This is a genomic window from Kribbella sp. NPDC051620, from assembly GCF_044453825.1.
Classification (GTDB): Bacteria; Actinomycetota; Actinomycetes; order Propionibacteriales; family Kribbellaceae; genus Kribbella.
Map to the genome: position 1 here is coordinate 1,176,391 of NZ_JBITDB010000001.1, position 15,216 is coordinate 1,191,606.

Annotated in this window: 11 protein-coding genes; 5 read left to right on the plus strand and 6 right to left on the minus strand. The window is 68.5% G+C overall.

The features are described from left to right. Nucleotides 1-7: 7 nt before the first annotated feature. The 5 genes from ACIA12_RS05140 to ACIA12_RS05160 form a co-directional block, all read right to left on the minus strand. Nucleotides 8-766, minus strand: coding sequence for an IclR family transcriptional regulator (locus ACIA12_RS05140; protein ID WP_396365525.1), 759 nt, complete (start codon nt 764-766; stop codon nt 8-10). An 81-nt stretch (nt 767-847) separates the two neighbouring features. Further along, the gene (locus tag ACIA12_RS05145) at nt 848-3,373 is read right to left on the minus strand and encodes an ABC transporter permease (RefSeq protein WP_396365526.1); all 2,526 of its coding nucleotides are present in this window, start codon (nt 3,371-3,373) and stop codon (nt 848-850) included. After that, the gene (locus ACIA12_RS05150) at nt 3,373-4,131 is read right to left on the minus strand and encodes an ABC transporter ATP-binding protein (protein ID WP_396365527.1); all 759 of its coding nucleotides are present in this window, start codon (nt 4,129-4,131) and stop codon (nt 3,373-3,375) included. The genes ACIA12_RS05145 and ACIA12_RS05150 overlap by 1 nt, the downstream gene beginning before the upstream one ends. Nucleotides 4,132-4,684: 553 nt before the next feature. After that, the gene (locus tag ACIA12_RS05155; protein WP_396365528.1) at nt 4,685-6,370 is read right to left on the minus strand and encodes a ribonuclease J; all 1,686 of its coding nucleotides are present in this window, start codon (nt 6,368-6,370) and stop codon (nt 4,685-4,687) included. 85 nt (nt 6,371-6,455) lie between these two features. Then, nucleotides 6,456-7,343, minus strand: coding sequence for a RecB family exonuclease (locus tag ACIA12_RS05160; protein ID WP_396365529.1), 888 nt, complete (start codon nt 7,341-7,343; stop codon nt 6,456-6,458). A 303-nt stretch (nt 7,344-7,646) separates the two neighbouring features. Between ACIA12_RS05160 and ACIA12_RS05165 the strand changes: the two genes are divergently transcribed. Continuing rightward, nucleotides 7,647-8,270: an intradiol ring-cleavage dioxygenase gene (locus ACIA12_RS05165; protein WP_396365530.1), complete on the plus strand. Its 624-nt coding sequence runs from the start codon at nt 7,647-7,649 to the stop codon at nt 8,268-8,270. A 34-nt stretch (nt 8,271-8,304) separates the two neighbouring features. Then, a complete protein-coding gene (locus tag ACIA12_RS05170) occupies nt 8,305-9,456 on the plus strand; it encodes a M50 family metallopeptidase (RefSeq protein ID WP_396365531.1) in 1,152 nt (383 codons plus the stop codon). A 60-nt stretch (nt 9,457-9,516) separates the two neighbouring features. On the opposite strand, the gene ACIA12_RS05175 is transcribed toward ACIA12_RS05170, so the two are convergent. Further along, a complete protein-coding gene (locus tag ACIA12_RS05175; RefSeq protein ID WP_396365532.1) occupies nt 9,517-10,038 on the minus strand; it encodes a DNA glycosylase AlkZ-like family protein in 522 nt (173 codons plus the stop codon). Between the two features lie 39 nt (nt 10,039-10,077). On the opposite strand from ACIA12_RS05175, the gene ACIA12_RS05180 reads away from it, so the two are divergent. The 3 genes from ACIA12_RS05180 to ACIA12_RS05190 all read left to right on the plus strand — a co-directional run bounded on the left by ACIA12_RS05180 (nt 10,078) and on the right by ACIA12_RS05190 (nt 15,198). Then, a complete protein-coding gene (locus ACIA12_RS05180) occupies nt 10,078-11,034 on the plus strand; it encodes a tRNA (adenine-N1)-methyltransferase (RefSeq protein ID WP_396365533.1) in 957 nt (318 codons plus the stop codon). Between the two features lie 69 nt (nt 11,035-11,103). Continuing rightward, nucleotides 11,104-12,849, plus strand: coding sequence for a proteasome ATPase (arc, locus tag ACIA12_RS05185; protein ID WP_363824026.1), 1,746 nt, complete (start codon nt 11,104-11,106; stop codon nt 12,847-12,849). 129 nt (nt 12,850-12,978) lie between these two features. After that, nucleotides 12,979-15,198 carry a hypothetical protein gene (locus ACIA12_RS05190; protein WP_396365534.1) on the plus strand — a complete coding sequence of 740 codons (2,220 nt, stop codon included), beginning with the start codon at nt 12,979-12,981 and terminating at the stop codon, nt 15,196-15,198. Nucleotides 15,199-15,216: the final 18 nt, after the last annotated feature.

Here is a 15,216-nt window from a genome sequence, read left to right on the forward strand (position 1 = left end):
GCCGTCGTCATCGGTCCTCGCGGAGGTCTCGGCCGATTGCTTCGGCGGTGGCTCGGACCATGGTGACGAGGTCGGTGCGGTGGCGGAGGCGGCTGTCGCAGATGCGTTCGATCCGGCCGGTGAGGCCGACGGCGCCTACGACCAGGCCGCCCAAGCCACGGATCGGCGCGGCGATGCCGGCCAGTTCGACGGTGTGCTCCTCGAACTCGCCGGCCCAGCCTTTCGCCCGTACGGCGGTCAGCTCCTCGGCGAGACGGGCGGGGTCCGTGAGGGTCCGTGTCGTGTACGCGTCGAGCTTGCGCGGCCGGGCAGCGCCGGACGCATCGAAGGCGAGCACCGCCTTGCCCAATGCGCAGGCATGCGGCGGGAGCGTGGTACCGACGTCCAGGTCCTGCTCGCTGTCGTCCGGGCGGAAGACGTGATGGACGACGACCACCTTGCCCTCGACCAGCCGGCCGACGCGGACCACCTCGCCGCTGCGGGAGGCCAGCGAGTCGGCCCAGTTGATCGCCCGGCTGCGCAACTCGTTCGGATCCAGGTACGTCTCGCCGAGCCGCCCGAACGCGTCACTGAGCCGATAATGCGCCCCACTGCGATCCTGCTCCACAAAGCCGACCTGGTGCAGCGTCTTGAGAATGCCGTGCACGGTCGTCTTGGCCAGCCCGAGCGCGTTGCCGAGGTCAGCGACACCCAACCCGTTCGGCGCCGCGGCAAGTAGTCGTAGCACGGCCGCGGCCCGCTCGATCGACTGCACGCTGCCCGGCACACCCGCAGGCTACCTGCGATTGCGTGTCGTGGCTGCGGCTCGCCTCGTCAGCTACCCACTCACTCGGCCGTAGCTACCCGGTCACTCGGCCGCGATCGCCCGCAGGACGTCGAGCTTCGCTGCGCGGCGTGACGGCCACACTGCAGCCAGTACGCCGACCAGGCTCGCCACGACGACGGCGATCAGCAGCTGGAACACCGGGATGTCGAGAACGCTGAGGCCGTCCTCCCTCATCACATGCTGGATGGCAGCCCCGAACAGGATCCCGACCAGCAACCCCAGCAGAGCGCCGAGCAGGGCAATCGCGATCGCCTCGACCTGGAGCATCCTGCGCAGTTGCGGCCGGTCCATCCCGATCGCCCGGAGCAGGCCGATCTCCCGGGTGCGCTCGATCACGCCGAGCGCGAGCGTGTTCACGATGCCGAGCACGGCGATGATGATCGCCAGCGTGAGCAGCATCGCGATCACGGCGAGCACCATGTCGATCGGCTGCTGCTGGCTCTTCGCGAATGCCTGCTGGTCGCGGACCTCGACGGCGGGGTAGTCGGTCAGTTCGGCGGCCACGGCCAGCCGGACCCTGCCGAAATCGGTGCCGTCGGCAACATCGACGTACAGGGTGTTGTCGGTGGTCGCGCCGCCGGCTTTCGTGAAGACGGGCTGGGCGAGGATGATCGCGTTCAGCTGGCGGTTCGGCGCGATGATGCCGGCCACCCGCAACGTCTGCTTGCCGGTCGTCGTGGTCAGCTCGAACTTCTCGGCGACGACCAGGTCGAGCTGCTTGGCGAGATTGCGCGGGATGACCGCCTCGCCGTTCTTCAGGCCGTCCGCCGAGCCGGAGACGAATCGGGTGGTGATCGGGCCGTCGATGGTGCCGTCGTCGACACCGGCCACGGTGACCCGGTGGCCGTCGATGTCGCCGGGCATCTGCCGGACCCGGTGCACCGCCGCGACGCCGGGGACCTTCGCGATCTTGTCGCCGACCTCGCCGCTGAACGGCTCGTCGCCGCTGACGAGGAGTTCGGCGGTACCGATGGCGTCCTGCAGGTTGCGGTCGACCGAGGCCTTGGCGGAGGCGGCGATGACGATCAGGCCGCTGACCAGCGCGACCGAGATCATCAGCGCGGACGCGGTCGCTGCGGTACGCCGGGGGTTGCGCGCCGCATTGCGTCGACCGAGGGTGATCGGGGCTTTACGGCCGAACGGGGTCATCAGTCCACGTACGGCGTACCGGCTGATCAGGGGGCTGGTCATCACCACGCCGAGTAGAGCCAGGCCGGCGCCGAGGCCGAGGAGGATGGCCGCGGACAGACCTTGGAGAGTGAAGGCGATCGCGACGAGGAAGGCCGTCATCAGGAGCAGGAAGCTGCCGATGATCAGGCGGAGCAGCAGCGAGCGCTCGGGGACGCTGACGTCGTCGCGCATCGCGGCGACGGGCGGAAGTTTGCCGGCTCGGCGTGCTGCCGGAAGGGCCGCGAAGAGGGTGACGCCGATGCCGACGAGGTAGCAGGCGATCACGGTCGGGGCGCTGATCTGGAGACTCGAACCGGGGATCGCGAGGTCGAGGGACTGGTAGAAGGCTTGCAGGCCGGCCGCGACGCCGGCGCCGATCAACAGGCCGAGAGTGGAGCCGATCGCGCCGATGATCAGAGCCTCGATCAGGACCGTGCTGGAGACCTGGCCGCGGGACGCGCCGATCGCGCGGAGCATGGCGAGCTCGCGGGAGCGCTGGGCGACGAGCATCGAGAACGTGTTGACGATCAGGAAGGTGCCGACGAACAGGGCGATCCCCGCGAACAGCAGCAGTACCGCGCTGAAGCCGCCGAAGGTGTCGTCGACGGCGCTCTCGCCGTCCGCCGAGACCTGCGCCGCCGTACGGACGCTGACGTCCTTGCCCGCGACCTTGGTGATCGCCTGGATTACTGACTGCACGTCCTGACCCGGCTGGACGGCGACCGTGATCGAGGTCCAGCCGGCACTGCCGAGCAGCAGCCGCTGGGCGGTGACCGAGTCGAAGGTGATCAGCGGGGCGCCGGCCGACGCGCCGGTGAGGTTCGGGGTGGTGATCGCGGTCATCGTCGCGGTGACGGCCTTGGCGGGGGTGACGACCTTGACCTGGTCGCCGACCTCGTAGCCCTCGCGCTTCGCGGTCGACTGGTCGAGGGCGAGTTGATCTTGACCCAACGGCGGCCGGCCGTCCAGGAGTTTGACGCTCGCCGTCCGCGCGTCGTGTGGCCAGCCCGTGGCGTACGTCGGCAGGCCGAACGCTTCGGTCGGCTTGCCGTCGGTGCCGAGGATCTGGGCACCTGGGACAAGTACCTGCGGGTCCGTGGTGGCGACGCCGGGGAGGTTGGCGATCTGGTTCGCGAGGTCGGACGTGAGCGTGGCGGGGCGGGCGTTGGACAGGCCGGGGTTGTGCTTGAGGTTCTCGACCGGCGTGACGGTGATGTCGGAGGGGCCGCCGGCGAAGTTCTTCTTCAGCGCTGCCGAGAGCGTGTCGGTGAAGATCAGCGCGCCGCCGACGAAGGCGACGCCGAGCAGGACGGCGACCGTGCACAGCACGAACCGGAGCCGGTGCGCGAGCACCGACCGGAGGCCGAGCTTGAGCATCAGCCGGCCTCTTGGGTGTCGAGCTGCTTCATCTTGTCGAGCACGGTGTCCGCGGTCGGGTCGAGGAGCTCGTCGTGCAGGTGGCCGTCGGCGAGGAAGACCACGCGGTCGGCGTACGAGGCTGCGGTCGGGTCATGGGTGACCATCACGACGGTCTGGCCGAACTCGCGGACCGAGCGGTGCAGGAAGCCGAGCACATCGGCGGACGAGCGGGAGTCGAGGTTGCCGGTCGGCTCGTCGGCGAACACGACCTCGGGGCGGGAGGCGAGGGCGCGGGCGCAGGCGACGCGCTGCTGCTGGCCGCCGGACAGCTCGGCCGGCTTGTGGTGAAGGCGGTCCCGCAGGCCGATCGCGTCGACGACCTTGTCGACCCATTCCTGGTCCGGCTTGCGGTTGGCGAGGTCGAGGGGGAGCGTGATGTTCTCGATCGCGGTCAGGGTCGGTACCAGGTTGAAGGCCTGGAAGACGAACCCGATCCGGTCGCGCCGCAGATGGGTCAGGCGCTTCTCGTCCAGCCGGGTGAGCTCGACGTCGCCGAGCATCACCTGACCGGTGGTCGGCCGATCGAGCCCAGCCAGACAGTGCAGCAAGGTCGACTTGCCAGAACCGGACGGCCCCATGATCGCGGTGAACCGCCCCTTGCCGAACTCCAGCTCGACGTCAGCCAACGCCTCCACCCGGGTATCCCCAGATCCGTAACTCTTCCCCAGACCACTGGTCCGGATGGCCACACCCTCCCCAACAACTCTCACCGTCACAGCCAGAACGCTAACCCCCACCAGGTCCGCACCCACCCACCAGCCCGTACGACGGACCGGCGGAGGACCCGGACTGGGCTGCACCGGCCCTGCGGGCGGCCGGCCCCCGAGAACCCGATCTGCTGGCCCGGTAGAACGTACCCGGCTCGGCAGGACGTACCGGGCTCGGCAGGACGTACCGGGCTCGGCAGGACGTACCGGGCTCGGCAGGACGTACCCGGCTCGGCAGGACGTACCGGGTTCGGTAGGGCGTACCGGGCTCGGTAGGACGTTCCCGGCTCGGCAGGACGTACCCGGCTCGGCAGGACGTACCGGGCTCGGCAGGACGGCGACTACCGCGGCCGTTCTGCTGGCGGCGACCTGCCCGGCCGTTCCGCTGGCCGGGGACCTGCCCCGGCGGATCTGCTGGGCGGCGACTCGCCCCGGCCGTTCCGCTGGGCGGCGACTCGCCTCGGCCGTTCCGCTGGCCGGGGACCTGCTCGGCCGTCCTGCTGGAGGGGGGTTCGGACCCGGCCCACCAGCCTGGGTTGGTGGTGGGCGGGAACGGCTGGTGTCAGGCGTCGATGACGACCGGGATGATGACCGGGCGGCGGCGCCAGTGGCGCCAGGTCCAGTTGCCTACTGCGCGGCCGACGAGCTCTTCCAGGGCGTTGGCGTCGCCGATGCTCTCGGCGGCGGCCTTGGCCAAGGTGTCCTCGATGACCGGGATGACGTCCTTGAACGTGGTGTCGTCGTGGACGAAACCACGGGCCAGGAAGTCCGGCGGCTCGGCCAGCCGGCCGGTGTTGGCATCGACGAGCAGGACGACGGTGACGACGCCCTCCTCGGCCAGCGTGCGGCGGTCCTTCAGGTTCGCCTCGGTGACCCCGCCGACCGTCATCGCGTCGACGTACACGTACCCGGCCTCGACCTTGCCGACGATCCTCGCCCGGCCCTTGTCCAGGTCGACGACCACGCCGTCCTCGGCGATGATCACCCGATCGGCCGGCACCCCGGTGGCCACCGCGAGCGCCGCGTTCGCCTTCAGGTGCCGGTACTCCCCGTGCACGGGCATCACGTTGCGTGGCTTGATCAGGTTGTAGCAGTAGACCAGCTCGCCCGCGCTCGCGTGACCGGAGACGTGCACCTTGGCGTTGCCCTTGTGCACGACGTTCGCGCCCCAACGGATCAGGCCGTTGATCAGGCCGTAGATCGCGTTCTCGTTGCCGGGGATCAGCGAGCTGGCCATCAGCACCGTGTCGCCCTCGCCGATCCGGATCATGTGATCGCGGTTCGCCATCCGGGCCAGCGCCGCCATCGGCTCACCCTGGGAGCCGGTGCAGATCAGGGTGACCTTGCGGTCGGGGAGCTTCTCCAGCTCCTTCAGGTCGACGATCAGGCCCTTCGGAATCTTCAGGTAGCCCAGATCGCCGGCGATGCCCATGTTGCGCACCATCGAACGGCCGACGAAGGCCACCTTGCGGCCGCCGAGCTTGGCCGCGTCGAGCACCTGCTGGATCCGGTGCACGTGACTGGCGAAGCTGGAGACGATGATCCGGCCGGGCGCGGTCCGGAAGACCGTGTCGATCGCCGGGCCGAGGTCCTTCTCGGAGGTGGTGAAGCCGGGCACCTCGGCGTTGGTCGAGTCCGTCATGAACAGGTCGACGCCCTCTTCGCTGAGCTTGGCGAAGCCGCGAAGGTCGGTCAGCCGGCGGTCCAGCGGGAACTGGTCCATCTTGAAGTCGCCGGTGTGCAGGACGATGCCGGCCTTGGTCCGGATCGCCACCGCCAGGCCGTCCGGGATCGAGTGGTTGACGGCGAAGAACTCGGTCTCGAACGGGCCGACCTTGCGCCGGTCGCCCTCCTTGACCTCGATCGTCTTCGGGGTGATCCGGTGTTCCTTGAGCTTGGAGGTGATGAACGCCAGGGTCAGCTTGGAGCCGATCACCGGGATGTCGGCGCGCTCCTTCAGCAGGTACGGGACGCCGCCGATGTGGTCTTCGTGGCCGTGCGTGAGGACGATCGCGTCGATTTTGTCCAGCCGGTCCCGGATGTAGCCGAAGTCGGGCAGGATCACGTCGACGCCCGGCTGGTGCTCCTCGGGGAACAGCACGCCGCAGTCCACGATCAGCAACCGGCCGCGGTGCTCGAACACGGTCATGTTGCGGCCGATCTCACCCAGACCGCCCAGAGCGACCACACGGAGTGCGGTGTCGGGCAGGCGGGGCGGTTGGCCGAGGTCGGGATGCGGATGACTCATAGTGCGGACCGTATCCCGAGCAGGCGGTTGTCAATGGCATCGACCGGGTGTGAGCAGGAACTCAGCCCGGTGATAGGGCGGCCGTTCACCCGTCCACTCCGACCAGATCGACGCCCGCGGACTCCTGCGCGACCTCCTCGACCGAGCGGTTCGGCAGAGGTGGCGGAGTGCCGCCCCAGGACGGGCAGAGGGCCTTGTGGTCGCACCAGTCGCAGAGCGGGCCGGGGCTCGGCCGCCAGTCGCCGGACTCCAGCGCCCGGGTGATCGCGGTCCAGAGCGCGCCGACCTTGCGTTCACAAGCGCGCAAGTCGGCCTCGTCGGGCACGTACCGGACGATCTCCCCGTTGCCGAGGTAGACCAGTTGCAGCATCGCCGGTACGACGCCGCGCAGCCGCCACAGCACCAGCGCGTAGAACTTCATCTGGAAGAGCGCCTTGGCCTCGAAGAACTCCGACGGCGACCGGCCGGTCTTGTAGTCGACCACCCGGATCTCGCCGGTCGGTGCGACGTCGAGGCGGTCGACGTATCCGCGCAGGGTCAGGCCCGACTCCAGTTCGGTCTCGACGTAGAGCTCGCGCTCGGCCGGCTCCAGCAGGTTCGGGTCTTCGAGCTTGAAGTACCTACCCAGGAGTCCGTGCGCCTCGGCCAGCCACTTGGCGAGCTCCTCGCCGTCGGCGTCCTCGGCGAACAGCTCGGCGACCTCGGGCTCGGCTTCGAGCAGCTTCTGCCATTGCGGCTCGAGCATCTCGGTCGCGTGCTCCAGCGTGCGCTGCCCACTGGGCAGGTCGAAGAGCCGCTCCAGCACCGCGTGCACGACCGTGCCCCGGACGGCGGCCGACGAAGGCTTCTCCGGCAGCCGGTCGATCACCCGGAACCGGTACTTGAGCGGGCAGCTCATGAAGTCCGCCGCCCGGGACGGAGACAGCGCACCGTTCGGATGGCCGTGCCTGTCGACTGCTGGTGCAACGCTCATGCCGCCAAGGCTAGGCGAGAGCACCGACAGTCGGAGCCGTCGCCGCACTGGTTGTGGACAACTCCCTCACAGCGAACTCCCAGCGGACTTTCGGTGAACCATCGGTCCCGGTCGGCAGGCTGGAGACAACGAGCAAGGGAGACCGACATGCACGACCACGACAGAGGCCTCGAATTCGACCTCGGCATGCTTCGCCGACGCAATGTCCTCAGACTGTTCGCCGGAGCAGGACTGGTTGCCGTCGCCGGGTGTGCGGCCGACAAGAAGACCTCAGTTCAAGAGAGTTCTTCATCAACTGGTTCAGTGGATGAGATCCCCGCAGAGACGGCGGGGCCGTTTCCGGGGGATGGGTCGAACGGGCCGAACGTGCTGACCGAGTCGGGCATCGTGCGCGGTGACCTCACCAAGAGCTTCGGTACTGCGACCGGGGTGGCTGAGGGCGTCCCATTGACGGTCCAACTCGTAGTACTGGATGCAGGGAAGGACACGCCGCTGCCCGGTGCTGCGGTCTACCTGTGGCATTGCGACGCCCAGGGCCGCTACTCGCTCTACGACGGGGAGATCACCAAGGAGAACTACTGCCGCGGAGTACAGGCCGCTGATGCGGCCGGTGAGGTCACCTTCACGACGATCTTCCCAGCGGCGTACCAGGGGAGGTGGCCGCACATCCACTTCGAGGTCTACTCGTCCCTGTCCGAGGCAACCGCCGCAGGGAAGATCAGTGCGACCTCACAGCTCGCGCTGCCGGAGGATGCCTGTAGTGCGGTCTATGCGACCTCCGGCTACGACGGGAGCGCGCAGAACCTCGCGCAGACGTCGCTGCAGACCGACAACGTGTTCCGGGACGACGCGGCCGTGCACCAGTTGGCGACGATGAGCGGGGACGCGAAGACGGGATTCACGGCTCGGCTTGCCGTGGGGGTGTAAGGCTTGTTAACAGCGGACCAGTAGCGTTGCACCGATGTCTGAGTCGCGTGATCCCCAGAGTCCCGCCCAGCCTGCCGGCCCTACCCCCGGTACCTGGGTGATCGGTCGTGTCCGTGGGATCAAGCTGACCATGCGGTTCACCTGGCTGCCGGTGGCGATGCTGCTGGCGCTCGGCTTCGCTGGCGTGATCGGTGCGCAGTTCCCGGAGCTGGGCAGCTGGCGGTACGTGGCGTCGTTCGCCTTCGTGGTCGCGTTCACCGCCTCGATCCTGATCCACGAGCTGGCGCACGCGCTGGTCGCGCTGCGGTTCGGCATCTCGGTGACCGAGATCAACCTGGGGTTCTTCGCGGCCGGCACACACATCGAGGGGGAGCGGAAGAGCCCGTTCGAGGAGTTCGCCGTCTCCGTGGTCGGCCCGCTGGCGTCGCTGCTGGTGGGCGGGCTCGCGTACCTCGGCTCGCGGGCCGTGGACGAGGGCGTCGGGTACGTCGCCTTGTTCGAGCTCGCCATCGCCAACCTCATCGTCGGCGTCACCAACCTGCTGCCCGGGCTGCCGCTCGACGGCGGTTGGGTGCTGCGCGCGCTGGTCTGGAAGCTGACCGGCAACATGCACAAGGGCACGATCGCCGCCGCATGGGCCGGCCGGCTGATCGCGATCGCCGTCCTGGCCGCTCCGGTGATCCTGGAGCGGGTCTTCGACCGGCAGCCCACGCTTGTCGACTTCATCATCGCGCTGGCGGTCGGCTTCTTCCTCTGGATGGGCTCCACTGCGTCGCTGATGCAGGCCCGGCTCCGGAGCAAGCTGCCCTCCCTGCAGGTACGCACCCTGGCCCGCCGGGCGATCGCAGTACACGCCGGTACGCCGATCTCGGAGGCCGTACGACTCGCCGCAGGTGCTCAAGCCGGCGCTGTCGTGGTCATCGACGGCGACGACAAGCCGCACGCGCTCGTCTCGGAATCCGCCGTCAACGCCGTCGCCCAGAACCAGCGCCCGTGGACGACGGTCGGCGAGGTCGCCACCCGGATCGGCGCCGGTCACATCATCGGCGTCAACGACACCGGCGAAGAGATCCTCGCCACCCTCCGCGAGCACCCCGCCTCGGAGTACCTGGTCCTCGACGCCAACGGCCAGGTCTACGGCGTCCTAGCCACCACAGACGTCGAACAAGCCTTCCGCAACCGCTAGTACTTCCTGAGCCTCACCGTCATCTCGGCACCCGGAACCGGCATCGACACAGCCTCGACCTCAACCTGAGCTCGAACCTCCGCTGAGAGTGGAACTGCCACCCGGCCCCACGAAGAGCCTGTGCCGGTCCTGCCCGAGCAGGCGAAGGTCAGGGGCTGGCAGGAACCGGATACCGGTCGGCTCCGGCGCATTGCGGACGGTCTGCTCGGCCTCCGGAAGGATCCAGGCGCGGTGACGGTCCAGGTCAACCTCCAGTAGCTCCAACTGCCTCCAGACCTCGCGGGCGTCCTTGGCCGAGAGCCCGGACCACCAGGCGAAGGCAGCCGGGGTTGTGGGGCCGAACGCCTCGACATGAAGGCGGCAGAGGCGGCGGTGGGCGGCCATGAAATCGATCTCAGGGCGGGAGACCTCACGGAAGTACAGGGCACTAGTTGTCCAGCGCAACGCCAGGCGGCCGGTCGCGCAGGCTCCTCTGAGGTCCGCCGCGGCCCTCTGTGCTCGCCAGTTCTCGGCAGATGCCGTCGGCTGCCGCCTCCCAATACTTGAGTGCCTCTGGATCAAGGGGGAGGGGCATCGCGGCATTCTTGGCTTGTCGGGGTGGCGAAGTAGGGTGAGCGCCTTATGTCTGATCTTCGTGATTTTCCTGATGCTTCGTTCTCCGGGGTGCACCACGGGCCGTTGCAGGCCGGTGAGTGGATCACCCTGTCCGACTCCAAGGGGCGCCGGCACTCGGTGTTCCTCGAGCGCGGGAAGATCTTCCACACCACCAAGGGCGGGATCGAGCACGACGAGCTGATCGACGGGCCCGACGCGGTGACGATCCGGTCCAAGGGCGGGGTCGAGTACCTCGCGCTGCGGCCGTTGATGGCGGACTACTCGGTGTCGATGCCGCGCGGCGCGGCGGTGATCTACCCCAAGGACACGGCCCAGATCGTGACGATGGCCGACATCTTCCCCGGCGCGAAGGTGGTCGAGGCCGGCGCCGGGTCGGGCGCGCTGACCACGGCGCTGTTGCGGGCCGTCGGCATCCACGGCCAGGTGATCTCGTTCGAGCGCCGCGAGGACTTCGCCGAGGTGGCCCGGAAGAACGTCACCGGCTTCTTCGGTGCCGAGCACCCGGCCTGGACGCTGCACGTCGGCGACCTGGTGGAGTCGCTGGACGAGGAGGACGTCGATCGCATCGTGCTCGACATGCTGGCCCCCTGGGAGTGCATCGACGCCGCCGCGGGTGCCCTGGTGCCGGGCGGGGTGTTCTGCGCGTACGTGGCCACCACGACCCAGTTGAGCCGGGTTGTGGAGACGCTGCGGGCCCATGGCGAGTTCACCGAGCCGCGGGCCTGGGAGTCGCTGGTGCGGGACTGGCACGTCGAAGGGCTCGCGGTCCGGCCCGGCCACCGAATGCAAGGTCACACCGCCTTCCTGGTCACGGCTCGAAGGATGGCGCACGGCGTACAGGCCCCGCGGAAGAAGCGCCGGCCGGCCCCGGGCGCGTACGGCGACGACTACTCCGGGCCGCGCAAGTCCGATACACCCGCCGACACGCCGGGCACAACCGATTCATCCGCAACCGACACGTGATGGGATTCAGCTTGCTCGGCGTGCTTTTCTGGGTAAGGTCCATAGGGTCGAGCCCCACATGGTGAGGTGATGATCGTGGCTGGAGACGAGAGTCCTACCGCGGCAGAGCTGCGTAACCAGGTCCGTTACCTGGAGGCCGAGGTCGCAGCGTTGCGGCGGAGGTTGTTGGAGCACCCGGCGGACAGCCGGTCGCTCGAGAGCAGACTGTCCGAAACCCAGGCGTCCTTGTCGAGTGTGACCGCCCAGAACGAGCGGTTGGCGGAAACACTGCGCGAGGCCCGAGAGAAGATCATCGCCCTGAAGGAGGAGGTCGACCGGCTGGCGCAACCGCCGTCCGGTTTCGGTACCTTCCTGGGCCGCAACGACGACGACACGCTGGACGTGTTCACCGGGGGCCGCAAGCTCCGGGTCGCGGCGAGCCCCTCAGTCGACCTGGACGCGCTCCGGCTCGGCCAGGAACTGATGCTGAACGAGGCGCTGAACGTGGTCGAGGCCTGCGACTTCGAAGTCGTCGGCGACGTGGTGATGCTGAAGGAGCTGCTGGCCGACGGCGAGCGGGCACTGGTGATCGCGCAGGCCGACGAGGAACGCGTCGTCCGGCTCGCCTCGCCGCTGCTCGACATCGCGCTGCGGACCGGCGACTCGCTGCTGCTGGAGCCCCGCTCCGGCTATGTCTACGAGAAGATCCCGAAGTCCGAGGTCGAGGAGCTGGTGCTCGAAGAGGTCCCGGACATCGACTACACCCAGATCGGTGGCCTGGCCGGCCAGATCGAGGCGATCCGGGACGCGGTCGAGCTGCCGTACCTGCACAAGGACCTGTTCCTCGAGCACGAGCTCAAGCCGCCGAAGGGTGTGCTGCTCTACGGCCCGCCCGGCTGCGGCAAGACGCTGATCGCGAAGGCGGTGGCGAACTCGCTGGCCAAGAAGGTCGCCGAGCGGACCGGGGTGGCGGAGCAGAGGTCGTTCTTCCTCAACATCAAGGGTCCGGAGCTGCTCAACAAGTACGTGGGTGAGACCGAGCGGCACATCCGCCTGGTCTTCCAGCGGGCCCGGGAGAAGGCCTCCGAGGGCATGCCGGTGATCGTGTTCTTCGACGAGATGGACTCGCTGTTCCGCACCCGCGGCTCCGGTGTCTCCTCCGATGTCGAGAACACCATCGTCCCGCAGTTGCTGAGCGAGATCGACGGTGTCGAGGGTCTGGAGAACGTCCTGGTGATCGGTGCCTCGAACCGTGAGGACATGATCGACCCGGCGATCCTGCGGCCGGGCCGGCTGGACGTGAAGATCAAGATCGAGCGGCCGGACGCCGAGGCGGCGCGCGACATCTTCTCGAAGTACCTGACGACGACCCTGCCGCTGCACGCCGAGGACCTGAGTGAATTCGGCGGCGACCGGGCCTCGTGCGTGAACGGGATGATCCAGCGCACGGTCGAGCGGATGTACACCGAGGCCGACGAGAACCGCTTCCTCGAGGTCACCTACGCCAACGGTGACAAGGAGGTCCTGTACTTCAAGGACTTCAACTCGGGCGCGATGATCCAGAACATCGTCGACCGGGCCAAGAAGATGGCGATCAAGGCCTTCCTGGACGACAAGCAGAAGGGTCTGCGGGTGCAGCACCTGCTGCAGGCGTGCGTCGACGAGTTCAAGGAGAACGAGGACCTGCCGAACACGACCAACCCGGACGACTGGGCCCGGATCTCCGGCAAGAAGGGCGAGCGGATCGTCTACATCCGCACGCTCATCTCCGGCAAGCAGGGCACCGAGCCGGGCCGGTCGATCGACACGGCGACGAACACGGGTCAGTACCTGTAACCAGCTCCGACGACAGCCGCCCCGGTCCGCGATCCTGGACCGGGGCGGCTGTTGCTTTGGCCGCTCGCTCGTGCTTTCTTAGGCTCCAAGGGGAAGGGCCTGGGGGAGGGCTACAGGGGGTGGGCGATCATGCCCAGGTTCAGCATGTCCGGGATCGTTCAGCAGGTGGCGCGGGCCGACTGGCTCAAGCCGTTGCTGGCCGGGATCTTCATCGACGGCGTCGAGGTCACCCAGGTGATCCAGTACCGGCACGCCGCCGAGCACCTGACCGACTCCGGCGATCATGGTCCGGACAACTCGATCCGGCTGGTCGCCGACAAGACGGCGTACGTGCGGGTGTTCGTGCACGGGGTGTTCAGCGATGTGCCCAATGTGCGGGCGAGCGTGACGGTGCAGAAGATGCGGTACGGGATCTGGGTCGATGCCGGGTCGCTCGTCCAGCAGACGCCGGGATCGATCACGGCGCTCGCCGATCCCGACTACGCGACCGAGCGCGGGTCGCTCTCGAACAGCCTCAACTTCGTCATCCCGGCCGCTCAGATGCGGGGGACCTTCCGGCTCAAGGTGTCCGCCGGCAGCGGCCGCCAGCTGGCGGAGTACACGCAGGTGGTGAACGCGAGCCTGCTGCAGACGCTCAAGGTGCGGATGATTCCCATCCACTATTCGGGCGACGACATCGCCGGCAATCACCTCGATCTGCCGGCGCCGTCGCTGGCCGACCTGCAGTCGACGGTACGGCGGACCCTGGACTGGTACCCGGTCTCCAAGACGCCCGAGCTGTCAGTGGCCGGCCAGATGAACTGGTTCGTGCCGCTGACCGGCGGCATCGTCAAAGGCAAGTGTCCGGACGTCTGGAACAGCCTGCTGGCGTGGCTGTACCTGGTGAAGATGGCCGACGGCAACAAGCCCGGCTGGCTGTACTACGGGATGCTGCCGAGCGCGATTCCCCGCGACGGTACCGGCGGTTGCGGCGGTGGTGGAGCGGGACTCGGCGCCGGGCCGGTCGGATCGCAGGAGTCGATGGGCCACGAACTCGGCCACGTGCTCGACTTCAGGCACGCGCCGTGCGGGCTCACCAACGATCCCAAGGTGGACCTCAGCTACCCGGCGTACGAGCCGTACGACTCGGCCACCAGCAAGATGGCGTCGATCGGGGAGTACGGCTTCGACCTGGCCGGGCCGAACATGATCTCGCCGGCCGTCGGACGGGACTTCATGTCGTACTGCAACCCGCGCTGGCCGTCGCTCTACCAGTACCAGCGGATGCTGCAGCATGCCGCGCTGAACCCGACCTGGATGCCGGGGCCTGGTGATCAGCGGCCGCCGAACGTGGTACTGGACCTGGATGGGCCGATTCCGCATTACGTCCCGGATCCGCCGCCACCGTGGGTGGTCGATCTGCAGAGTCCGGTGCTGGCCTTGATGGTCTTCGGGAGGTTGGTCGACGGTCAGATCGAGGTCCAGCACGTGGTCACGCTCGAGACGACGGTGGCCCAGCAGTTGGGGAGCAGCCTGCCGGGGACGCGACTGGATCTGATCGACGACGTGGGACGGGTGGTGGCGACGGCGCCGGTCCAGGTGATCGAGACTGCCGCGTGCGGAGACGGCCAGGGCGGCTGTGGTGGCCCGGGCGGCTGCGGCGGAGGCTGTGGAGGCGGTAGAGGTGTGGGGAGCTCTGGAGTGGTGTGTGCGGTGATACCGGAGCCGCCGCGGGGCTCCACACTGCGGATAGTGCGCGACGAGGAGGAGACCTGGATCCGCGAGCCTGCTGGTGCTCCACCGCAGGTAGAAGGCCTCCAGGGCGCTGTAGAGGGGGACTGGGTCCGGCTGACCTGGCAGGAGGAGGTGTACGCCGAGAAGGTGCTCCGGCTGCTGCGGTGGTCGGCCGACGAGGGGGAGACTTGGCAGGTACTCGCCGCTGCTCTCGATGCCGGTGAGGCGACCGTACCGGTGGCCCCACTGCCGGCTGGGTCGGCGCTGGTCCAGGTGATCATCTCGGACGGCTTCGACACGGCAGTGAGCGAGTGGACGCGGCTCGACGTGCCTAGACGAGCACCGGAGGCATCGATCCTCGCGCCGGAGTCCGGGGCGACTGTGCGGGCCGGTTCCTTGGTACGGCTGTGGGCGCTGGCCACGGACTGTTTCGGGCGGCCGCTGGCGGATGAGCAGTTGCACTGGGAGTTGGACGGGCAGCGCGTCGGTACCGGCTCTGAGGTCTTCGCGGACCTGATGGACTTCGAGGGCGACCACCGGGCGGTGCTGGTCGCCGACGACGGCAACGGCCGGGTGGAGGTCGTGTCGGACTTCTGGGCTTCTGGTGATGGCCGCACTCCGCACCGCCGGCGGTGACGCCCCCACCGCTCGGCT

What these genes read in the sequence shown, in the direction of transcription:
- ACIA12_RS05145 (WP_396365526.1), bottom strand. Translation starts at nt 3,373, where the DNA reads ATGCTCAAGCTCGGCCTCCGGTCGGTGCTCGCGCACCGGCTCCGGTTC.
- ACIA12_RS05155 (WP_396365528.1), bottom strand. Translation starts at nt 6,370, where the DNA reads ATGAGTCATCCGCATCCCGACCTCGGCCAACCGCCCCGCCTGCCCGAC.
- ACIA12_RS05160 (WP_396365529.1), bottom strand. Translation starts at nt 7,343, where the DNA reads ATGAGCGTTGCACCAGCAGTCGACAGGCACGGCCATCCGAACGGTGCG.
- ACIA12_RS05170 (WP_396365531.1), top strand. Translation starts at nt 8,305, where the DNA reads ATGTCTGAGTCGCGTGATCCCCAGAGTCCCGCCCAGCCTGCCGGCCCT.
- ACIA12_RS05175 (WP_396365532.1), bottom strand. Translation starts at nt 10,038, where the DNA reads ATGCCGCGATGCCCCTCCCCCTTGATCCAGAGGCACTCAAGTATTGGG.
- ACIA12_RS05180 (WP_396365533.1), top strand. Translation starts at nt 10,078, where the DNA reads ATGTCTGATCTTCGTGATTTTCCTGATGCTTCGTTCTCCGGGGTGCAC.
- arc (WP_363824026.1), top strand. Translation starts at nt 11,104, where the DNA reads ATGATCGTGGCTGGAGACGAGAGTCCTACCGCGGCAGAGCTGCGTAAC.
- ACIA12_RS05190 (WP_396365534.1), top strand. Translation starts at nt 12,979, where the DNA reads ATGCCCAGGTTCAGCATGTCCGGGATCGTTCAGCAGGTGGCGCGGGCC.